Origin of the sequence: Halomonas saccharevitans (assembly GCF_900116405.1) — a bacterium.
Taxonomy (GTDB): Bacteria; Pseudomonadota; Gammaproteobacteria; order Pseudomonadales; family Halomonadaceae; genus Halomonas; species Halomonas saccharevitans.
The window spans coordinates 1-18,759 of the sequence record NZ_FPAQ01000022.1 but is presented as its reverse complement, the minus strand read 5'-3'; the positions used below and the strand labels follow the sequence as shown (position 1 = coordinate 18,759).

Annotated in this window: 17 protein-coding genes and 4 tRNA genes; 15 read left to right on the top strand and 6 right to left on the bottom strand. The window is 65.3% G+C overall.

All coding sequences use genetic code 11. From position 1 onward, the window contains the following. The first annotated feature begins 15 nt into the window (after positions 1-15). Together BM388_RS11160 and BM388_RS11155 are read left to right on the top strand one after the other, a co-directional pair. The gene (locus BM388_RS11160; RefSeq protein WP_089850146.1) at positions 16-474 is read left to right on the top strand and encodes a tellurite resistance TerB family protein; all 459 of its coding nucleotides are present in this window, start codon (positions 16-18) and stop codon (positions 472-474) included. Positions 475-557: 83 nt separating this feature from the next. Beyond that, positions 558-1,799 carry an NAD(P)/FAD-dependent oxidoreductase gene (locus tag BM388_RS11155; protein ID WP_089850144.1) on the top strand — a complete coding sequence of 414 codons (1,242 nt, stop codon included), beginning with the start codon at positions 558-560 and terminating at the stop codon, positions 1,797-1,799. Positions 1,800-1,868: 69 nt separating this feature from the next. Here the strand turns inward: BM388_RS11155 and BM388_RS11150 are convergent, their stop codons facing one another. Next, positions 1,869-2,294: a hypothetical protein gene (locus BM388_RS11150; protein ID WP_089850141.1), complete on the bottom strand. Its 426-nt coding sequence runs from the start codon at positions 2,292-2,294 to the stop codon at positions 1,869-1,871. A 382-nt stretch (positions 2,295-2,676) separates the two neighbouring features. On the opposite strand from BM388_RS11150, the gene pyrC reads away from it, so the two are divergent. Continuing rightward, complete coding sequence (gene pyrC, locus BM388_RS11145) at positions 2,677-3,714, top strand: dihydroorotase (RefSeq protein WP_089850139.1); 1,038 nt, start codon at positions 2,677-2,679, stop codon at positions 3,712-3,714. Positions 3,715-3,808: 94 nt separating this feature from the next. On the opposite strand, the gene BM388_RS11140 is transcribed toward pyrC, so the two are convergent. The 4 genes from BM388_RS11140 to folD form a co-directional block, all read right to left on the bottom strand. After that, the gene (locus tag BM388_RS11140) at positions 3,809-4,702 is read right to left on the bottom strand and encodes an alpha/beta hydrolase (RefSeq protein ID WP_089850137.1); all 894 of its coding nucleotides are present in this window, start codon (positions 4,700-4,702) and stop codon (positions 3,809-3,811) included. A gap of 3 nt (positions 4,703-4,705) precedes the next feature. Then, the gene (gene mtnN / locus BM388_RS11135; protein WP_089850134.1) at positions 4,706-5,440 is read right to left on the bottom strand and encodes a 5'-methylthioadenosine/S-adenosylhomocysteine nucleosidase; all 735 of its coding nucleotides are present in this window, start codon (positions 5,438-5,440) and stop codon (positions 4,706-4,708) included. Then, the gene (locus BM388_RS11130) at positions 5,437-5,904 is read right to left on the bottom strand and encodes an S-ribosylhomocysteine lyase (RefSeq protein ID WP_089850132.1); all 468 of its coding nucleotides are present in this window, start codon (positions 5,902-5,904) and stop codon (positions 5,437-5,439) included. The genes mtnN and BM388_RS11130 overlap by 4 nt, the downstream gene beginning before the upstream one ends. A 132-nt stretch (positions 5,905-6,036) precedes the next feature. Beyond that, positions 6,037-6,897 (bottom strand): bifunctional methylenetetrahydrofolate dehydrogenase/methenyltetrahydrofolate cyclohydrolase FolD, encoded by an 861-nt coding sequence (folD, locus tag BM388_RS11125; RefSeq protein ID WP_175535082.1) that lies wholly within the window; start codon positions 6,895-6,897, stop codon positions 6,037-6,039. 212 nt (positions 6,898-7,109) lie between these two features. On the opposite strand from folD, the gene BM388_RS11120 reads away from it, so the two are divergent. From BM388_RS11120 to BM388_RS11070, 11 genes are all read left to right on the top strand, one after another. Next, positions 7,110-7,186, top strand: a tRNA-Pro gene (locus tag BM388_RS11120). 68 nt (positions 7,187-7,254) lie between these two features. After that, positions 7,255-7,331: transfer RNA gene (locus BM388_RS11115), tRNA-Arg, on the top strand. A gap of 94 nt (positions 7,332-7,425) precedes the next feature. Beyond that, positions 7,426-7,500: transfer RNA gene (locus BM388_RS11110), tRNA-His, on the top strand. 24 nt (positions 7,501-7,524) lie between these two features. Beyond that, positions 7,525-7,599 (top strand) — tRNA-His (locus BM388_RS11105). Between the two features lie 288 nt (positions 7,600-7,887). Continuing rightward, positions 7,888-9,243, top strand: coding sequence for a trigger factor (tig, locus tag BM388_RS11100; RefSeq protein ID WP_089850129.1), 1,356 nt, complete (start codon positions 7,888-7,890; stop codon positions 9,241-9,243). A gap of 89 nt (positions 9,244-9,332) precedes the next feature. Continuing rightward, complete coding sequence (clpP, locus tag BM388_RS11095) at positions 9,333-9,953, top strand: ATP-dependent Clp endopeptidase proteolytic subunit ClpP (RefSeq protein ID WP_089850127.1); 621 nt, start codon at positions 9,333-9,335, stop codon at positions 9,951-9,953. 126 nt (positions 9,954-10,079) lie between these two features. Then, positions 10,080-11,360: an ATP-dependent Clp protease ATP-binding subunit ClpX gene (clpX, locus tag BM388_RS11090; RefSeq protein ID WP_089850125.1), complete on the top strand. Its 1,281-nt coding sequence runs from the start codon at positions 10,080-10,082 to the stop codon at positions 11,358-11,360. 181 nt (positions 11,361-11,541) lie between these two features. Further along, complete coding sequence (gene lon / locus BM388_RS11085; RefSeq protein ID WP_089850123.1) at positions 11,542-13,950, top strand: endopeptidase La; 2,409 nt, start codon at positions 11,542-11,544, stop codon at positions 13,948-13,950. A 178-nt stretch (positions 13,951-14,128) separates the two neighbouring features. Then, the gene (locus BM388_RS11080) at positions 14,129-14,401 is read left to right on the top strand and encodes an HU family DNA-binding protein (protein WP_089850121.1); all 273 of its coding nucleotides are present in this window, start codon (positions 14,129-14,131) and stop codon (positions 14,399-14,401) included. A 163-nt stretch (positions 14,402-14,564) separates the two neighbouring features. Further along, positions 14,565-16,403, top strand: coding sequence for a SurA N-terminal domain-containing protein (locus tag BM388_RS11075; RefSeq protein WP_089850119.1), 1,839 nt, complete (start codon positions 14,565-14,567; stop codon positions 16,401-16,403). A 143-nt stretch (positions 16,404-16,546) separates the two neighbouring features. Next, complete coding sequence (locus BM388_RS11070) at positions 16,547-17,590, top strand: CobW family GTP-binding protein (protein ID WP_089850117.1); 1,044 nt, start codon at positions 16,547-16,549, stop codon at positions 17,588-17,590. Positions 17,591-17,652: 62 nt separating this feature from the next. Here BM388_RS11070 and BM388_RS11065 read toward each other — a convergent pair whose 3' ends face one another. Next, positions 17,653-18,414: a UDP-2,3-diacylglucosamine diphosphatase gene (locus BM388_RS11065; protein WP_089850115.1), complete on the bottom strand. Its 762-nt coding sequence runs from the start codon at positions 18,412-18,414 to the stop codon at positions 17,653-17,655. Positions 18,415-18,547: 133 nt separating this feature from the next. Here BM388_RS11065 and BM388_RS11060 point away from each other — a divergent pair. Then, a partial coding sequence (locus BM388_RS11060) for a helix-turn-helix domain-containing protein (RefSeq protein ID WP_175535081.1) occupies positions 18,548-18,759 on the top strand: 212 nt, incomplete at its 3' end.

The window sequence follows — 18,759 nt, the reverse complement described above, 5'->3', positions numbered from 1 at the left end:
GGGAGATCGCCTGCGATGATGGATTCGATTCAGCGCTTCTTCAGCGACTTCATTGCCGGCGGCGGTGAGGCCAATCCGCCGGCTCACAGCCTTGAGCTGGCCGTGGCCGCGTTGCTCTTCGAGGTGGCCCGTGCCGACTACCACCTCGATGATAGTGAAGTGGCCCTGCTGCGCCAGCTGTTGCAGCGACGTTTCGACCTGGCGGAGACGGATCTGGACGACCTGATGCGCCTGGCGCGGGAAGAAGCCGAGTCGGCCGTGGATCACTATCAGTTCGTCAGCATGATCAAGGAGCATTTCGACTACGATCAGCGCTGGGAGCTGGTGCGTATGATGTGGTCGCTATCCCTGGTCGATGGCGAGCGCCACCACCTCGAGGAGCATCGCATTCGTCGTCTGGCCGAGCTGTTGCACGTCAGCCACGCGGATTTCATCCGTGCCAAGCTCGGTGTGCAGGAGCGCGACTCACGCTGATCTCGTGCTCATCGCTTCCCCTCGCCTGTTAGAACATGCAATCCTATTGAATTGCCTAAGGATTTTTCACAAGGAGTGACTCGATGTCGCGTGAGATTGTGGTGATGGGAGCTGGAATGGTAGGCGTGTCGGTCGCCTGGCACCTGGCCCGGCGCGGACACTCGGTGACCCTGGTCGATCGCCGTGAGCCCGGTCGAGAGACCTCGTTCGGCAACGCCGGCATCATCCAGCGTGAGGCGGTACGCCCCTATCCCTTCCCGCGCGATCTCGCCACGCTGCTGCGCGTGCTGCCCAACCGCCAGGTGGACATTCGCTATCGCCCCGGCGGCATGCTACAGGCGGCCGGGCCGCTGCTGCGCTATTGGCATAACTCCTCCAAGGAGCGTTACCAGAAGATCGTGCCGGAATACGCCTCGCTGATCGGGCTGTCGCTGGAGGCGCACGCCCCCATGATGCAGGCCGCCGGTGCCGAGCAGTTGGTGCGTAAAGAAGGTTGGCTCGAGGTCTATCACACGGCGGCGGAGCTCGAGGCGCGGGCCGCAGCGGCCCGTGACGACGAGCAGCGATTTGGCGTGCGCCACCGCGTGCTGGACGCTGCCGAGCTGGCCGCCTTCGAGCCCGGTCTTGGCAAGGGGCTGGCGGGAGCCATCCATTGGCAGGATCCCTGGACGGTCGCCGATCCCGGTGAGCTGGTTAAGGCCTACGCCAAGAGCTTCGAGGCGGAAGGCGGGCGAGTGCAGCAGGCCGAGGTGTCGGGCATCGCGCGCCAGGGCAGCGGCTGGCGTATCTCCACCAGCGAAGGGGAACTCGACGCCGAGCAGCTGGTGATGGCCATGGGGCCCTGGTCGCGTGAATGGTTGAGCGACCTGGGGCTCGAGATACCGCTGTTCGTCAAGCGGGGTTACCACATGCACTATGCCAACGCGGGGAGCGAGCCGTTGCGCCACTGGGTCATGGATGCCGAGGTGGGTTACGTGCTGGCGCCCATGCAGGCCGGCATCCGGTTGACCACCGGTGCCGAGCTGGAGCGACTCGATGCTCCGCCGCACCTCGCCCAGCTGGAGGCGGCGGAACAGGCGGCGCGGCGGCTGCTCCCTCTGGGCGAACGGCTCGAGGCCGAGCCCTGGAAGGGCGCACGCCCCTGTACGTCTGACATGAAGCCGGTGATCGGGCCCGCGCCGGGGCAGCCAGGGCTGTGGCTGGCCCTCGGCCATGGTCATCAGGGTTTCACCCTGGGTCCGGCGACCGGTCACCTGCTTGGCCAGCTGATGGATGGCGAGACGCCCGATATCGACATGGCGCCGTTCCGGGCTGATCGGTTCTGACGTTAGTGGGGTTCGGTCGACAACTCATCGCCGTGCTTGCACGGCGAAGTGCGGCGGCGAATAAGGAGGTTAACGCTTCTCCTTGCGCCTTTGCTGAATGAGGTGGATCACGAGCTTGAAGAGCAGGGTGACGACGAACACCAGCCAGCCGGCCGTGGCCAGCGTATTGAACAGCAGCATCTTGTGCTCGCCGTTCATTGGCGTGATCAGGTGTTCGATGACGATGGCCAGCAGGAAGGCCAGAGTCAGGGGTAGGGCGAGGATGTGCATCCACATCTCGGTGCGCCGCTTGCGGACGTGGTAGCGCCCCAGCAGGACGCGGATCGGGCGGTGCACGAAGCTGATCAGCATCAGACTGCCCACCATCAGCAGCGCGGCCAGCGACGGTTCAATGCTGCCCAGGTGGGCCGAGATGCTGACTGACCAGTAGAGCACCAGCCACATGAAACCGGCCAGGATGGCGACGATGTCGGCGTAGTGTCTTACCTTGGGCATGCTGTCCTCGCGAATGGTGCGGCCTGTCAGGCTGGGGGCACATGATACGGCATTCGGCGTCGCTTGAAGAGTCGCTGTGGCCGGATGCCCAGGTATCCGCGTGTTATCGCGAAGTGAGGACGTGCGGTAAGACTCCCGGGCGGGAGAGCTTGTCCGGCAGTAGTCGGTCGAGAGGCCAGGCGAGCTAATCAAGCGCATCGTGGCCTCGGGAACGCGGGGTGGTTGCGATATACTGGCGGCTGCGCTTCTTGCCGCTCGACGCAGCTCGTTTGGCACAGCCCCGACAGCCTCCATTTTTATCCTGTCGTCGCAGGCGGCAGGTGCTCTCGATACAGACTCTCGATACAGACTTTCGAAACAGACCCTCGACACAGGACCCGCCGTGAACTCGATTACCCTGACCCGCCCGGACGACTGGCACCTTCACCTGCGAGACGACGAGGTGCTCTCGGCCGTGGTGGCCGCCAGTGCGCGCCAGATGGGCCGTGCGATCATCATGCCCAATCTCAAGCCGCCGGTGACCACCACCGAGCAGGCGCAGGCCTATCGGGAGCGGATCCTGGCCGCCTTGCCCACCGGGTCGAGCTTCGAGCCGCTGATGACCCTCTATCTCACCGACGCCACCTCGGCCGAGGAGATCGAGCGGGCTCATGCGAGCGGCCTGGTGCATGGCGTGAAGCTCTATCCGGCCGGGGCGACCACCAACTCGGCCTCCGGGGTGACCGATCTGGCGCATTGCGATGAGGCCATCGCCGCCATGGCGCGGCTGGGCTTGCCGCTGCTGGTACACGGCGAGGTGACCGATGCCGAGATCGACATCTTCGATCGCGAGGCGGTGTTCATCGAGCGGGTAATGAAGCCGCTGCTGGAGCGCCACCCGACTCTGAAGGTGGTGTTCGAGCACATCACTACCGCCGAGGCCGCGGCGTTCGTGTCTAGCGCACCGGCCAACGTGGCCGCCACCATCACCGTTCACCACCTGCTGTTCAACCGCAACCACATGTTGGTCGGCGGCATTCGTCCGCATTACTACTGCCTGCCGATTCTCAAGCGCGAGCGCCATCGTCAGGCGCTGCTGGAGGCCGCGACCTCGGGTAGCCCCAAGTTCTTCCTGGGCACCGACAGCGCACCCCATGCCCGGGGCGACAAGGAGAGCGCCTGTGGCTGTGCCGGCGCCTACAGCGCCCCGGCGGCCCTGGAGCTTTACGCCACCGCCTTCGAGCAGGCCGGCGCCCTGGCGCGTCTGGAGGGCTTCGCCAGCCATCACGGCCCGGATTTCTATGGCCTGTCCCGCAATGCCGAAACCGTGACCCTGAAGCGGGAGGACTGGCAGCTGCCCGAGACGCTGCCCTATGCCGGCGGGCAGGTCATCGTGCCCCTCGCCGCCGGCGAGACGCTCGGTTGGAAGCTCGTCGATTGAGGCCGGGCGCTCGGCTCAGGTAACAGGCCGACGGCCGCCCCCGAGGGGCGGCCGTCGTCGCTTGAGCCGTCGTTGGGGCTCGCCAGGAGAGCGCTTACTCGTCGTGCAGCTGGCGATCCAGGAAGGCGATGCCGGCCTCGATGGCGCCGTCGCGCAGTAGGAAGCTGGTGAAATGCCCGCGGTAGTGCTGCAGGTAGAGCTCGCTCGTAATGCCCTGCGCCTCAAGCGCCGCATGGAAGTCGGTGGCGTGATCCACCGGCACGAGGCCATCCCAGCGGCCGTGGAAGAGGAAGTGGGGCGGCGCATCGGCATTGACGTGGTTGATCGGTGAGGCCTGTCGATAGGCCTGGGGTTTCTCGGCGCGGGTGCCGCCGATGAACTCGACCACCAGGCGGCCGTCATCGAACTTCATCAGATCGCTGGGCAGGCCGCCGGCCAGCACCGCAGCCAGTCGACTCTGATCACCTGCCTGCTCGCCTGAGAGGGCCAGCAGGCTGACCAGGTGGGCGCCGCTGGAATAGCCGACGCCGGCGATGCGCGCGGTATCGATGCGCCAGGCCTCGGATTGCTCGTGGATCCAGTCCATGGCCTGCTCGAGGTCATCCAGCTGGGCGGGAAAGCGGTATTCGGGAGCGAAGCGGTAGGCGACGTTGATCGTGACATAGCCGCGACTGGCGAGTCGCTCGGCGATCGCCTCCATGTCGTCGGGCGTACGCCGCTGCCAGCCGCCGCCGTGGACGAGCAGGGCGGCGGGGCGAAGCGCATCGGCAGGCGTGTCGGGCAGCAGCACGCGCGCCTCAAGGGCCTGAGGCCAGTCGGGCGGCGTGTAGGTGAGCGGTGCCAGGCGCCGGAAGTCGACGTCGGGGCCTGGCCCCGACTGGGTGATGGCGGGCGCGTCGGTCGTGGAAAGATGCGTGGCGCAGCCCGCCACCAGCAGCGGCAGGCACAGGGCGATGGCTCGCCACCCGCCGACCGCCGGGCGGGGCATGGCTCAGCCCTCCACGGGCTCCGCCTGGGGGCAGGGCTGGCCCAGGCGGTCGACCATGGCCGTGACCATGCGCATCGAATGGTCGGCGGCCTGCTCCAGGAACTGCTCGAAGGAGAGGTGGTTGTCGCCGCCGCCGGCGATATCGGACAGCGCGCGGATCACCACGAAGGGGCAGCCGTAGTGGTGGCAGGTCTGGGCGATCGCCGCGGCCTCCATCTCGGCGGCCAGCATGGTGGGAAAACGCGAGCGCGTGGTGGCGACGAGCTCCGGGCAGGCCATGAAGACATCGCCGGTGGCGATCAGCCCCTCGACGACCTTGACCTCGCCCAGTGACTCGATGCACTCCCGCGCGACCTTGACCAGGCGCTCGTCCGGCAGGTAGGCGGCGGGCATGTTGGGTACCTGGCCATGCTCGTAGCCAAATACCACGGCGTCGACGTCGTGGTGGCGGACTTCGCTTGAGACCACCACGTCGCCGATCGCAAGCCCCTCACCGAAGCCGCCGGCGGAGCCGGTATTGATGATCGCCTCGGGATGATAGACATCGAGCAGCAGGGTGGTGCCGATGGCGGCGTTCACCTTGCCGATGCCGGACTGCAGGATCACCACCTCGACGCCATGCAGCCTGCCGAGGTGAAAGGTGCAGCCGACGTGATGGCGGGTGCGGCGATCCTCCAGTTGGGCGGCGAGCTGCTCGACCTCCTGGGCCATGGCGCCGATGATGCCGATGCGCTTCATGCGAAAATTTCCGCCCACTCGTTGCGCTTGGCCAAAAAGCCGCGGGCGATCTGCTGGGCGCCCTCCAGGCTATGGCTTGCTGCCCAGCCGCACTGCATCTCGTTGCAGGCGGGCACGTCTGTGGCCTCCAGCACGTCCTTGAGGGTGCCCTCGACCAGGTCGAGTACGCCGTCGTAGTCGTCGTGATTGATCATCGCGATGTAGAAGCCGGTCTGGCAGCCCATCGGGCTGATATCGACGACCTTGTCGGAGTGGTTGCGCGAGAGTTCGGCCATCAGGTGCTCGAGCGAGTGCAGCCCGGGCATGTCCATGTGGTCCTGGTTGGGCTGACAGATCCGCATGTCGTACTTGTGGATGGTGTCGCCGTGCTCGCCGGTCTTGATGTCGGCAAGGCGGATGTAGGGGGCCTTCACCTTGGTGTGGTCGAGGTTGAAGCTTTCGACGTTCATCTTCTTGTCGGTCATCGGACGACCTCGCGAGTCGGAAAAAGTGGATGGGCGATTCTAGCGGAATTCGCAGTGTGGTGCATTGTGGATGCGGTGCTTGCACCGCGCCCACCACCCCGCACCCTTGTTGAGTGCGGGGCTCTTTTTGTCTTATTCCGCGGCGTCGTGGAGGTCGGCGGCCTGCAGGGTGTTCTCGAGCAGGGTGGCCACGGTCATCGGGCCGACGCCGCCGGGTACCGGGGTGATCCAGCTGGCGCGCTCGGAGGCGACGGCGAAGTCGATGTCGCCGATCAGGCGCCCGTCTTCCTGGCGGTTTATGCCCACGTCGATGACGATGGCGCCGGGCTTGATCCACTCGCCCTTGACCAGCCCTGGTTTGCCGACCGCAACCACCAGCAGGTCGGCGCGGCGCACGTGCTCCTCGAGATTGCCGGTAAAGCGGTGGCAGACCGTGGTGGTGCAGCCGGCAAGCATCAGCTCCAGCGACATGGGGCGGCCGACGATGTTGGAGGCGCCAACCACGGTGGCATCCAGCCCGCGCACCGAGAGGCCACTCTGCTGCAGCAGGGTCATCACGCCCTTGGGCGTGCAGGGGCGCAGCAGCGGCAGGCGCTGCGCCAGGCGGCCGAGGTTGTAGGGGTGGAAGCCGTCGACATCCTTGTTGGGCAGGATGCGTTCGAGGATCGGTCGAGCGTCGAGATGCTCGGGGAGCGGCAGCTGCACCAGGATGCCGTCGATGCGCGGGTCGTCGTTGAGCTGGTCGACCAGGCGCTCGAGCTCATGCTGGCTGGTATCCGCCGGAAGCTGGTGCTTGAACGAGAGGATGCCGGCCTCTTCGCAGGCGCGATGCTTGTTACGCACGTAGACGGCGGAAGCGGCGTCTTCGCCCACCAGGACCACGGCAAGCCCCGGGATGCGCCCGCCGGCCTCGCGGCGCGCCTGCACTTGGCGCGCGACCTGCTGGCGGACTCGGGCGGCAATGGACTTGCCATCGATCAGTTGGGCGGTCATCGAGCTTCCCTCTGGTGGTTCGGGGTGAGAGTGGGGCGTGGTGAGTGGTGAGTGCACGCCATGTTCGGGCGGGATTTTCGCATGCCGGGACCCGCAGGCAAAGCGCGGGGCGGCAATGCTGCGGTTGTCGCTTGACCCGCCGCTAAAGTTACGTAGAATACGCATCGCTTGACGAGGCCCCTGCGGCGACGTCGAGGCCGTGCAAGAGCCGGCGGGGTGTAGCGCAGTCTGGTAGCGCGCCTGCTTTGGGAGCAGGATGTCGGGGGTTCGAATCCCTCCACCCCGACCACAACCTATTGATTGGAAAGTTTTATTTTTCCTCCAAGGGTTGCGGTCAGGCGCCCGGTTACGTATTATGCGCCCATAGCTCAACCGGATAGAGCAACGGCCTTCTAAGCCGTAGGTTGCGGGTTCGAGTCCTGCTGGGCGCGCCATGCAATGCATGGAAGTGTCGGCAACGGTTCGAATCGTTCGTTAGAGCTTCGCGCTTGCATCAGCAAGTGCATTGGCAAGACCCATGTCGTAGTGGTGGATGTAGCTCAGTGGTAGAGCCCCGGATTGTGGCTCCGGTGGTCGTGGGTTCGATCCCCATCATCCACCCCATCTCGATATGACCTCCAGGCAGTGGTGGATGTAGCTCAGTGGTAGAGCCCCGGATTGTGGCTCCGGTGGTCGTGGGTTCGATCCCCATCATCCACCCCATTGCCTCCCTCAGCGTGACCCGTCCTTTCGCAGTGCTTCCTTCTTTTCGTCCGTTATGGCCCGTGCCATGCGGCAGATCGTGATGCCGTGTCGTGATGTTTCCGATGCGCATTTCGTCGATCCCGCGCGTCCCTGGTCGGTAGAAAATCTCGGCGACGGCCCTTGTAATGCGTCGTCGGGCCCCCATCTGATCAGGCACGGCGCTTGCCAGTAACGGGCGGGATTCTTAGAATCAGCCCTTTGAACTTTTCACGCTTTCAGAACGCCCCAGTCGGTAGAGGACATTTCATGCAAGTTTCCGTCGATACGACCTCCCAGATTGAACGCCGCATCACGGTTCAGGTGCCGGCCGCCGAGGTCGACGAGGCCGTTGCCTCCCGTCTCAAGGATGCCGCCAAGAACGTGCGCCTGGATGGGTTCCGCAAGGGCAAGGTACCGATGTCGGTGATCCGTCAGCGTTACGGCCACGACGTCCGCAACGAAGTGGTGGGTGAGGTGATGCGTGAGCGCTACGTGCGCGCCATCTCCGAGCACGAGCTCAATCCGGCGGGCTACCCGCAGATCGAAGCCACCACCAACGAGACCGGCAAGGATCTGGAGTTCACCGCCACCCTCGAGATTTATCCCGAGGTCGAGCTCGCGTCCATCGAGGGCACCGAGGTCGAGCGTCCGGTGGTCGAAGTGACCGAAGCCGACGTCGACGAGATGATCGATACCCTGCGCAAGCAGAATGCCGGCTGGGAAGAGGTCGAGCGTGCCGCCGAAGACGGCGATCAGGTGAAGATCGACTTCCAGGGCTTCCTGGGCGACGAGCCCTTCGAGGGCGGCAGTGCCGAGGGCCATGAGCTGGTGATCGGTTCCGGCAGCTTCATTCCCGGTTTCGAGGAGCAGCTCATCGGTGCCAAGGCCGGTGAGGAGAAGGAGCTCAAGGTCACCTTCCCCGAGGACTACCAGGCCGAGCAGCTGGCCGGTCAGGAAGCGACCTTCAAGGTCAAGGTCCACGCGGTGAAGGGTCAGGCCCTGCCCGAGGTCGATGCCGAGTTCGTCGCCAATTTCGGCGTCGAAGACGGCGATCTCGACAAGTTCCGCAGCGAGGTCAAGCAGAACATGACCCGCGAGGCCGGCCAGGCCGTCGACACCCGCGTCAAGCAGCAGGTGCTCGAGGCGTTGAAGAAGGCCAACGACATCCCGGTGCCCCAGTCACTGGTGCAGCAGGAGACCGACGGCCTCAAGCGCCAGGCGGCCCAGCAGTTCGGTCTCGGTGAGGACTTCGACGTCTCCCAGCTGCCCGACGAGCTGTTCAGCGAGCAGGCCAAGAGCCGCGTCCAGGTCGGCCTGCTGCTGGCCGAGGTGATCAAGAGCCACGAGCTCGAGGCCACCGACGACGAGATCAAGGCCAAGGTCGAGGAGCTGGCTCAGCAGTACCAGGACCCCGAGCAGGTCGTCGCCCACTACATGGGCAATGACCAGCTGAAGACCCAGGTCCAGTCCGCCATCCTCGAGGAGAAGGCGGTCGACGCGCTGCTCGCGCAGGCCACCGTCAAGGACGTGGAAATGGGGTATCAGGAGGCTCTCGCCGCGGCCCAGCAGCAGGGCGAAGCGGCCGAGGAAGACGAAGAGGCCGAGGGCGAAGCCAAGGCCTGATCCTCGCTTCGAGAGCGCCTGCCCGGCCGTGCGGTCGGTCAGGCGCTCCATGCTCCGCTTCCATTCATCGGATCCAAGGACATCATCAGATGAGCAACCCGTTCGAACCCCAATCCGCCGGCGGCCTGGTGCCCATGGTGGTCGAGCAGAGCGCGCGCGGCGAGCGGGCCTACGACATCTACTCCCGCCTGCTCAAGGAACGCGTGATCTTCCTGATCGGGCCGGTGGAAGATTACATGGCCAACCTGCTGGTGGCGCAGATGCTGTTCCTTGAGTCCGAGAATCCGGACAAGGACATCCACCTGTACATCAACTCGCCGGGCGGTGGCGTCACCGCGGGCATGTCGATCTACGACACCATGCAGTTCATCAAGCCCGACGTCTCTACAGTGTGCATCGGTCAGGCGGCGAGCATGGGCGCGCTGCTGCTGGCCGGCGGTGCCGCGGGCAAGCGCTACTGCCTGCCCAACTCGCGGATGATGATCCACCAGCCGCTGGGCGGCTATCAGGGTCAGGCCTCGGACATCGAGATCCACACCCGCGAGATCCTCGGCATCCGCGACAATCTCAATCAGATCCTTGCCCACCACACCGGCCAGGATATCGAGACCATCGCCAAGGATACCGATCGCGACAACTTCATGAATGGCCCGCAGGCCGCTGAATACGGCCTGATCGATGCGGTGCTGGAACAGCGCCCGACATCCTGATAGCGTGAAATTCACCCGAGTGCCTTTCATGCACTAAGACGTTTCCCGGTGGCCGCGGCCACCGTGGTGAACCCGACGCCCCGTGAGCCATACTGTACGGGGCGTCATCAAGAAAGAGGTACGCGAATGGCCGACGGCAAAGGCAAGGACGAAGGCGGCAAGCTGCTCTACTGCTCGTTCTGCGGCAAGAACCAGAACGAGGTGCGCAAGCTGATTGCCGGCCCGTCCGTCTATATCTGCGATGAGTGTGTCGACCTCTGCAACGACATCATTCGCGAGGAGGTGCTCGATGCCGATGCCGAGACCGACGAGGAGCGCCTGCCCGCTCCCCGCGAGATTCGTCACACCCTCGATGACTATGTGATCGGCCAGGACCGCGCCAAGATGGTGCTGTCGGTGGCGGTCTACAACCACTACAAGCGCCTGCGCTTCGGCAGCAAGGAAGACGGTGTAGAGCTCGGCAAGTCGAACATCCTGCTGATCGGTCCCACCGGCAGCGGCAAGACCCTGCTGGCCGAGACCCTGGCACGCCTGCTTAACGTGCCCTTCACCATCGCCGATGCCACGACCCTCACCGAGGCGGGCTACGTCGGCGAGGATGTCGAGAACATCATCCAGAAGCTGCTGCAGAAGTGCGACTACGACGTGGACAAGGCCCAGCGCGGCATCGTCTACATCGACGAGATCGACAAGATTTCGCGCAAGTCGGACAACCCGTCCATCACCCGTGACGTCTCGGGCGAGGGCGTGCAGCAGGCGCTGCTCAAGCTGATCGAGGGCACCACCGCCTCGGTGCCGCCCCAGGGTGGTCGCAAGCATCCCCAGCAGGAGTTCCTGCAGGTGGATACCGGCAACATCCTGTTCATCGTCGGCGGCGCCTTCGCCGGTCTCGACAAGGTGATCCGCGATCGCGCCGAGGTGGGCGGCATCGGCTTCAATGCCGAGGTCAAGAGCAAGGACGAGTCCAAGGGTATCGGTGACCTGCTGCTCGACGTTGAGCCCGAGGATCTGGTCAAGTTCGGCCTGATTCCCGAGTTCGTTGGTCGTCTGCCGGTGATCGCGACCCTCACCGAGCTCACCGAGGATGCCCTCATTCAGATCCTCACCGAGCCGAAGAACTCGCTGATCAAGCAGTACGCTCGTCTTTTCGAGATGGAAGACGTGGAGCTCGATTTCCGCGACGACGCCCTGCGCGCGGTGGCCGGCAAGGCCATGGCGCGCAAGACCGGCGCTCGCGGGCTGCGCTCGATCCTCGAGTCGGTGCTGCTCGACACCATGTACGAGATCCCCTCGCTCGAGGGCGTCTCCAAGGTGGTGATCGATGCCTCGGTCATCGCCGGCGAGAGCGAACCGCTGCTGATCTATTCCCAGCAGGAAGCGGCGCGGGTCGACGGCACCGACGGCTGACGCATGTCGGGCGTTCGTCGCCCTGTTGCGGGAGCGGCTTCATCCCCGGGGTGCCCATCGGGTACCCCGGGGGAGGGCCGCTCCCCTTCTTGTGTGTGGCCGCCCGCCATTGCCTTGCAATGCCGCCGCTTCGCCCCCATTCCCTGGGTATCCATCCGATTTCGTGTGAGGAACGTCTGCGATGCAGCAGAACGCCGAACAGACCCTGAGTCTGCCCCTTTTGCCGCTGCGGGACGTGGTCGTCTACCCGCAGATGGTCATTCCGCTGTTCGTCGGCCGCGAGAAGTCGATCCAGGCGCTCGAGGCCGCCATGGAGGCCGACAAGCGCGTCCTGCTGGTGGCCCAGCGGGAGGCCAGCAAGGACGATCCCGATAGCGAGGACATGTTCGCCATCGGCACCGTTGCCGAGATCATGCAGCTGCTCAAGCTTCCCGATGGCACCGTCAAGGTGCTCATCGAGGGCGAGTCGCGGGCCGACATCCGCGAGATCGTCGCCGTCGACGGTGGCTACAGCCGTGCCGAGGTGAGCCTGCGCGAGAGCGAGCCGCTCTCCGAGCGCGAGCAGGAGTCGCTGGTGCGCGTGCTGCTCAACCAGTTCGAGCAGTACGTGAAGATGTCGAAGAAGGTGCCCAACGAGGTGCTCAACTCGCTCTCCGGCATCGAGGACCCGAGCCGCCTGGTGGATACCATCTGCGCCCACCTGTCGTTGAAGATCGACGACAAGCAGCAGCTGCTGGAGATGGATCGGGTGCGCGACCGCATCGAGCACCTGATGGCGCTGATCGAGTCCGAGATCGACCTGCTGCAGGTGGAGAAGCGCATCCGCTCGCGGGTCAAGGACCAGATGGAGAAGTCTCAGCGCGAGTACTATCTCAACGAGCAGATGAAGGCCATCCAGAAGGAGATGGGCGAGCTCGAGAACGTGCCCAACGAGGCCGAGAAGTACGAGCAGGCCATCGAGGAATCCGGCATGCCCAAGGAGGCCCGTGAGAAGGCCCTCCAGGAGCTGGGCAAGCTCAAGATGATGTCGCCGAACTCCGCCGAGGCCACGGTGGTGCGCTCCTACCTCGACTGGCTCGTCGCGGTGCCCTGGAAGAAGCGCACCCGCATCAAGCACGACCTGGTGCATGCCCAGAAGGTGCTCGACGAGGATCACTACGGCCTCGAAGAGGTCAAGGCGCGCATCCTGGAGTACCTGGCGGTGCACAAGCGGGTCAAGAAGCTCAAGGGACCCGTGCTCTGCCTGGTGGGGCCGCCCGGGGTGGGCAAGACCTCCCTCGGCCAGTCCATCGCCCGGGCCACCAACCGCAAGTACGTGCGCCTGGCGCTCGGCGGGGTGCGCGACGAGTCCGAGATCCGCGGCCATCGACGTACCTACATCGGCTCGCTGCCCGGCAAGATGGTGCAGCGCATGGCCAAGGCCGGGGTCAAGAACCCGCTGTTCCTGCTCGACGAGGTCGACAAGATCGGCATGGATCACCGCGGGGATCCCTCCTCGGCGCTGCTCGAGGTACTCGACCCGGAACAGAACGACACCTTCAGTGACCACTATCTGGAGCTGGACTACGATCTCTCCGAGACGCTGTTCATCTGCACCGCCAACTCGATGAACATTCCCGGGCCGCTGCTGGACCGCATGGAAGTGATCCGCCTGCCGGGCTACACCGAGGACGAGAAGCTGGCCATCGCCAAGCGCTACCTGGTGCCCAAGCAGCTCAAGGCCAACGGCTTCAAGGATGACGAGCTGTCTCTCTCCGACGAGGCGCTGCTCGAGCTGATCCGCTATTACAGCCGCGAGGCCGGGGTGCGTGAACTCGAGCGCCAGATCGCCAAGGTGTGTCGCAAGGTGCTGCGCGAGCGCATCGAGAAGGAGAGCAAGGAGGGCGCCCAGGCCCCGCAGCGGCTCTGCGCCGACGACGTCGAGCCCTATGCAGGGGTTCGCCGTTACAGCTACGGCCTGGCCGATCAGCAGGATCAGGTGGGCCGCGTGACCGGCCTGGCCTGGACCTCGGTAGGTGGCGAGCTGCTCAGCATCGAGTCGGTGATCACCCCGGGCAAAGGCCGTCTGGACAAGACCGGCTCGCTCGGCGACGTCATGAAGGAGTCGGTAAGTGCCGCCCAGACCGTGGTGCGGGCTCGCGCCCTGGCGCTCGGCATCGACCCCGAGCGCTTCGAGAAGGAGGACCTGCACATCCACGTGCCCGAGGGCGCCACGCCAAAGGACGGTCCCAGCGCCGGTGTCGCCATGGTCACTGCGATGGTCTCGGCCTATACCGGTCGCCCGGTGCGCTGCGACGTGGCCATGACCGGCGAGGTCAACCTGCGTGGCGAGGTGATGCCGATCGGCGGGCTTAAGGAGAAATTGCTGGCCGCCAGGCGCGGTGGTATAAAGACCGTGCTAATTCCGGAGGAAAACCGCCGTGACCTCAAGGAGGTTCCGGATAATATCAAGGAAGCACTCGATATTCGGCCGGTTAGCTGGATTGACGACGTTCTGGAGGTGGCCCTGGCGGCGAAGCCTGAGCCGAAAAAGGAGGGTTCCAGCGCGGAAGACTCCTCCTCCAAATCATCGATGATCAGTACGCACTAACGGTAATTTTTCTCGCCATGCCGGAGGACAAAGCCCGGTATGGCGGGGTTTGGCTGGTAAGGTTGCTTGACAGGGCTTTCGCCGCATTGCTATAAACTATCGCCATGCTGTGATCGTGTCAGTCAGCCGAAAGTCTCGCCGATTAGAGCCAATTTACGAAATAGTCAAGGGGTGAAGTGTGAACAAATCCGAGCTGATCGAAGCTATTGCCGCGTCTGCCGACATTCCCAAGGCGGCTGCTTCCCGCGCACTGGATGCCATGGTCGACACCGTGTCAGAGAGCCTGAAGAAGGGCGACAGCGTGTCCCTGGTGGGGTTTGGTACCTTCACCGTCAAGGAGCGTGCTGCTCGTACTGGCCGTAACCCGCAGACCGGCCAGCCGATCGAGATCAGCGCTGCCAAGGTGCCGAGCTTCAAGGCCGGCAAGGCGCTCAAGGACTCCGTCAACTGAGGCAACGGCGCCTGCCGTAGCATTGACGGTGGTTACTTAAACAGGCGCATCGCCCCGGCGGTGCGCCTGTTCCCGTTCATGGGTATCAACGCCGCGCGTCGCGAGGCGCTCGGTTAGGCGTATAACATACGCGACCCGACTCATTTGATCCGCAGAGGCCTGCATGCTGCAAAGTATTCGTGACCGCTCCAGGAGCTGGGGCGCCAAGATCATCATCGGTGCCGTGGTCGTGACCATGGCACTGTTTGGCGTGGAATCGCTGGTCGGGCTGCTGGGCAACAGCGGCGATGAGGTTGCCCAGGTCAACGATGAGCCGATCACCCGCCAGCAGCTCGAGATCGAGGTGCAGCGCGCCATCCGCAGTGGCCAGGTGCCACCGGACCAGGAGCGCGCGCTGCGCGCCGAGATGCTCGACATGCTGATCACCGAGCGATTGCTGACCCAGTATGCCGAAAAGGGCGGCCTCTACGTCTCCGAACAGCAGCTCGATCAGCTGATCGTCACCCTGCCGGAGTTTCAGGATGCCCAGGGGCGCTTCGACCGTGAGCTGTTCCGCAATCGCCTGGCCAGCGCCGGCTTCACGCCGCTGTCGTTCCGTCGCCAGCTGAGTGTCGATCTGAAGCGTCAGCAGGTCCAGCAGGGCCTGGCCGTCAGCGACTTCACCCTGGAAGAGGAGCGCGAGCGCCTCGCCGAGCTGCAGCGTCAGACCCGCACCTTCCGGCACCACATGTTGACGCCGGACGACCTTGCCGCCAGGCCCGAGATCGCCGAGCAGGATCTGCAGGCCTACTACGACGCCCACCAGGATGACTACCGCCGCCCCGAGCAGGTGAAGCTCAACTACGTGGTGCTCGATCGCCAGCAGATGGCCGGCGAGATCGAGGTGAGCGAAGAGGCGCTGCGCGAGGCCTGGGAATCCGGGTCGGCCGAGGCCGATCGCCGTGTTTCGCACATCATGGTGAGCTTCAGTGACAGTGATGGGGGCGACGATGCGGGTAGCCGCGAACAGGCCCGGGCGCGCCTCGAGCAGGTTCAGGCGCGTCTCGCCGAGGGCGAGGCGTTCGACGAACTGGCAGCCGAGGTCTCCGACGATTCCTCGACCAGCGATGCCGGTGGCGACCTGGGCGTCATCTCCCGCGGCTTCTTCGGCGAGGCCTTCGAGAACGCCGCCTTCGCCCTCGGCGAGGGAGAGGTCTCCGGTATCGTCGAGACCGATAACGGCCTGCACCTGATCAAGGTCACCGAGCTCGATCGCCCCGCCTTCGAGGAGCGCCGTGAAGCGCTGCGCGCCGAGCTGGCCCTCGAGCAGGTCGACGACGCCTTCAACGAGCGCGCCCAGCGCCTGATCGACGACAGCTTCGCCGCCGACGATCTGGCAAGCGTTGCCGACGATCTCGGGCTCTCGCTTGAGCAGAGCGACTGGATCGGTCGCGAAGGGGGTGAAGGCGTGCTCGCCGAGCCCGGCGTGATGGAGCAGGCCTTCAGCGGCGACGTGCTGGAGGAGGGCTACAACAGCGAAGTGATCGAGCTCGACGAGGACCGTCGCCTGGTGCTGCGCGTGGCCGAGCATCGCGACGCCACCACGCTGCCGCTTTCCGAGGTGCGCGATGAGGTCGAGGCGGCCGTGCGCGAGGCCAAGACCCGCGAGGCGCTGGTGGAGCTGGCGACCCGGCGCGTCGAGAGCCTGCGTGCCGGCGAGACGCTCGACATCGACTGGAAGCAGGCCGAGTCGGTCAGCCGCCAGGGTGGCAGCGCCCTTCCTGAGGCGCTGGTTCAGGCCGCCTTCCGCCTGCCGCACCCCGAGGGCGAGCAGCCGGTCTTTGGGCACGCCGTGGACGGTGAGCGCGTAGTGCTGATCGCCCTCGAGCGCGTCCAGGACGGCGAGCCCAATGCGCAGATGGAGGGCTTCGTTGCCAACATGGCGGAGCGCCTGCGGGCTCAGGCCGCCATCCAAGGCCTGCTCGACGACCTGCGCGAGAAGGCGAGCATCGAGCGGCTCTGACGATAAGCGCCGAGCTACAAGCGCCGAGCTACACACAAACCCCGAAGGTCTCGATCTTCGGGGTTTGTTTTTTATCAGAGCATCGGCCGCCTGGTCTTTATGTTACTTTATAACATTATTGCTGAGAACATCCTGGAGCCCCCATGCCCGCGCCGCTCTCCGCCATCCCCGTCCATCTGATCACCGGCTTTCTCGGCAGCGGCAAGAGCTCGCTGATCCGGCGCTTGATCGAGCAGAAGCCCGCCGAGGAGCGCTGGGCCGTGGTGATCAACGAGTTCGGCCGGGTGGGGATCGACCAGGCGATGTTCGAGGAGCGCGATGATCTGGTGGTCAAGGGGCTGCCCGGGGGCTGCCTGTGCTGCCAGCTGGCCTTCGTGTTGCAGGCGTCGCTGGTGAACCTGCTGCATCGCTATCGCCCGGATCGGCTGATCATCGAGCCCTCGGGGCTCGGCCATCCGGCGGGCCTTATCGAGGTGCTGCGCGGCGAAGGCCTGGCCGAGGCGCTGGCAGTGCGCGACGTGATCACGCTGCTCGACCCGCGCCGGCTCGATGACCCGCGCGCACGGGCGCATGAGACCTTCCGTGACCAGCTGGTCATGGCCGACGGCGTGGCGCTGACCATGACCGACCTGGCCACCTCCGCGCAGGTGCAGGCGGCGAAGGACTGGCTCGGCGAGCTGTGGCCGCAGAAGCACTGGATTCGCGAGGCGCCCCATGGGGACCTGTCGTTCGCACTGTTGCACGAGGGTGGGCTTCACGCCGTCGGCGCCCAAGCGCCCGCCTCGCCGATCCATCGGGCGGCCCGCGAGGGCGCGTTACACTTGGAGCAGGACGCGGCACAGGACGCGATGACCGCCGCGCAGGAGCCGGTCCCCGGCAGGCCGATCCGCGAGGAGAGGGCCTCGCTGGGTCACGCGACCCTGGGCTGGCGCTGGCACGCCGAGGAGGTCTTCGATCTGGATCGACTCTCGGCGCTGCTGGGCGAGCTGCCCGCGGCCCTGAGGGTCAAGGGGGTGCTGCACACGGCCGATGGCTGGAAGCTCTACAACCGCGCCGCGGGCGCGGTCACCTTGTCCGGCACGGCCTGGCGGCGCGATTCGCGTCTGGAGCTGATCGGCGAGGCGGGTCGCCTGCCGGATGCCGAGGTGCTCGAGGCTCGGTTGGCAGGCTGCCTGATCGATCGATAGCGCCGGCGATGTCTTGGAAGCGTTGCCGGTCGCTCGGCCGCTCGCTGAAGAGATGCGCCCCGTCAGGACAGCGCGAATTCTCTGAGGTGCGGTTCACCGCCACCCTCGACGACGATCTCCCAGCCCCGGTCGGGCTGCCAGTCGCCCAGTACCAGGCGCTTGGCCGGGGCGCCGTTGACCTCGAGGTCATGCACGGCCGGGCGATGGGTATGGCCGTGGATCAGGGTATCGACCCCATGGGCCCGCAGCGCCTCGACCACTTCGTCGGGGGTGACGTCCATGATGTCCTCGGCCTTGTTGGAGTTGGCCTCGCCTGACTGATCGCGCAGCTGCCGGGCCAGCTGGAGTCGCTCGGCGAGCGGCATGCCGAGCACCTGTGCCTGCCACTGCGGGTCGCGGGCCTGGCGACGAAAGGCCATGTAGGCCTCGTCCCGGGTGCACAGGCTGTCGCCATGCATCAGCAGCACCGGGCGCTCGCCCAGGGTCACCACGCTGGGGTCCGGCAGCAGGCGGGCGCCGGCGGCCTTCGCGAAGCGCTCGCCCAGCAGGAAGTCGCGGTTGCCGTGCATCAGGTAGATGGCGGTGCCGGCCTCGGCGAGGGTCTTCAGCGCGTCGGCGACGCGGGAGGCCAGCTCGGCGGTGCCGGTCGGATCGCTGGCGCCGAGATCCAGCAGGTCGTCGCCGATCCACGCCTCGAAGAAGTCGCCGAGGATGTAGACGGCCTCGGCGGCCGGGGCACGTTCGGCGAGCCAGTTCAGGAAGCCGTCGGTGATCTCGGGGGCGGCGGGCTGCAGGTGCAGGTCGGATATCAGCAGGGTGGTCATCAGATTTTGCGCGAGATACCCCATACTTTGAGTGTGGGGAGGGATAGCGCGTCGTCCGCCAGGACGACCCTGTTCTCGCTGCCTCCTACTTTGGTGGTTGCTATCTATATATGTTTATTTATACAGTACGAAAATGACGAAACGCGCTTACAAATACCGCTTCTATCCGACGTCTGAACAGGAACAGCTCCTGGCCAGGACCTTCGGGTGCGTGCGCTTCGTCTACAATGCCGTGCTGCGTTATCGCACCGATGCGTTCCAGCAGCGCCAAGAGAAAATCGGCTTTACAGCGGCAAATGCTGAGCTGTCGCGGATGAAGAAGGCCGAAGACACCGCGTTCCTCAG

What these genes read in the sequence shown, in the direction of transcription:
- BM388_RS11160 (WP_089850146.1), top strand. Translation starts at nt 16, where the DNA reads ATGATGGATTCGATTCAGCGCTTCTTCAGCGACTTCATTGCCGGCGGC.
- BM388_RS11155 (WP_089850144.1), top strand. Translation starts at nt 558, where the DNA reads ATGTCGCGTGAGATTGTGGTGATGGGAGCTGGAATGGTAGGCGTGTCG.
- BM388_RS11150 (WP_089850141.1), bottom strand. Translation starts at nt 2,294, where the DNA reads ATGCCCAAGGTAAGACACTACGCCGACATCGTCGCCATCCTGGCCGGT.
- BM388_RS11140 (WP_089850137.1), bottom strand. Translation starts at nt 4,702, where the DNA reads ATGCCCCGCCCGGCGGTCGGCGGGTGGCGAGCCATCGCCCTGTGCCTG.
- mtnN (WP_089850134.1), bottom strand. Translation starts at nt 5,440, where the DNA reads ATGAAGCGCATCGGCATCATCGGCGCCATGGCCCAGGAGGTCGAGCAG.
- BM388_RS11130 (WP_089850132.1), bottom strand. Translation starts at nt 5,904, where the DNA reads ATGACCGACAAGAAGATGAACGTCGAAAGCTTCAACCTCGACCACACC.
- folD (WP_175535082.1), bottom strand. Translation starts at nt 6,897, where the DNA reads ATGACCGCCCAACTGATCGATGGCAAGTCCATTGCCGCCCGAGTCCGC.
- tig (WP_089850129.1), top strand. Translation starts at nt 7,888, where the DNA reads ATGCAAGTTTCCGTCGATACGACCTCCCAGATTGAACGCCGCATCACG.
- clpP (WP_089850127.1), top strand. Translation starts at nt 9,333, where the DNA reads ATGAGCAACCCGTTCGAACCCCAATCCGCCGGCGGCCTGGTGCCCATG.
- clpX (WP_089850125.1), top strand. Translation starts at nt 10,080, where the DNA reads ATGGCCGACGGCAAAGGCAAGGACGAAGGCGGCAAGCTGCTCTACTGC.
- lon (WP_089850123.1), top strand. Translation starts at nt 11,542, where the DNA reads ATGCAGCAGAACGCCGAACAGACCCTGAGTCTGCCCCTTTTGCCGCTG.
- BM388_RS11075 (WP_089850119.1), top strand. Translation starts at nt 14,565, where the DNA reads ATGCTGCAAAGTATTCGTGACCGCTCCAGGAGCTGGGGCGCCAAGATC.
- BM388_RS11070 (WP_089850117.1), top strand. Translation starts at nt 16,547, where the DNA reads ATGCCCGCGCCGCTCTCCGCCATCCCCGTCCATCTGATCACCGGCTTT.
- BM388_RS11065 (WP_089850115.1), bottom strand. Translation starts at nt 18,414, where the DNA reads ATGACCACCCTGCTGATATCCGACCTGCACCTGCAGCCCGCCGCCCCC.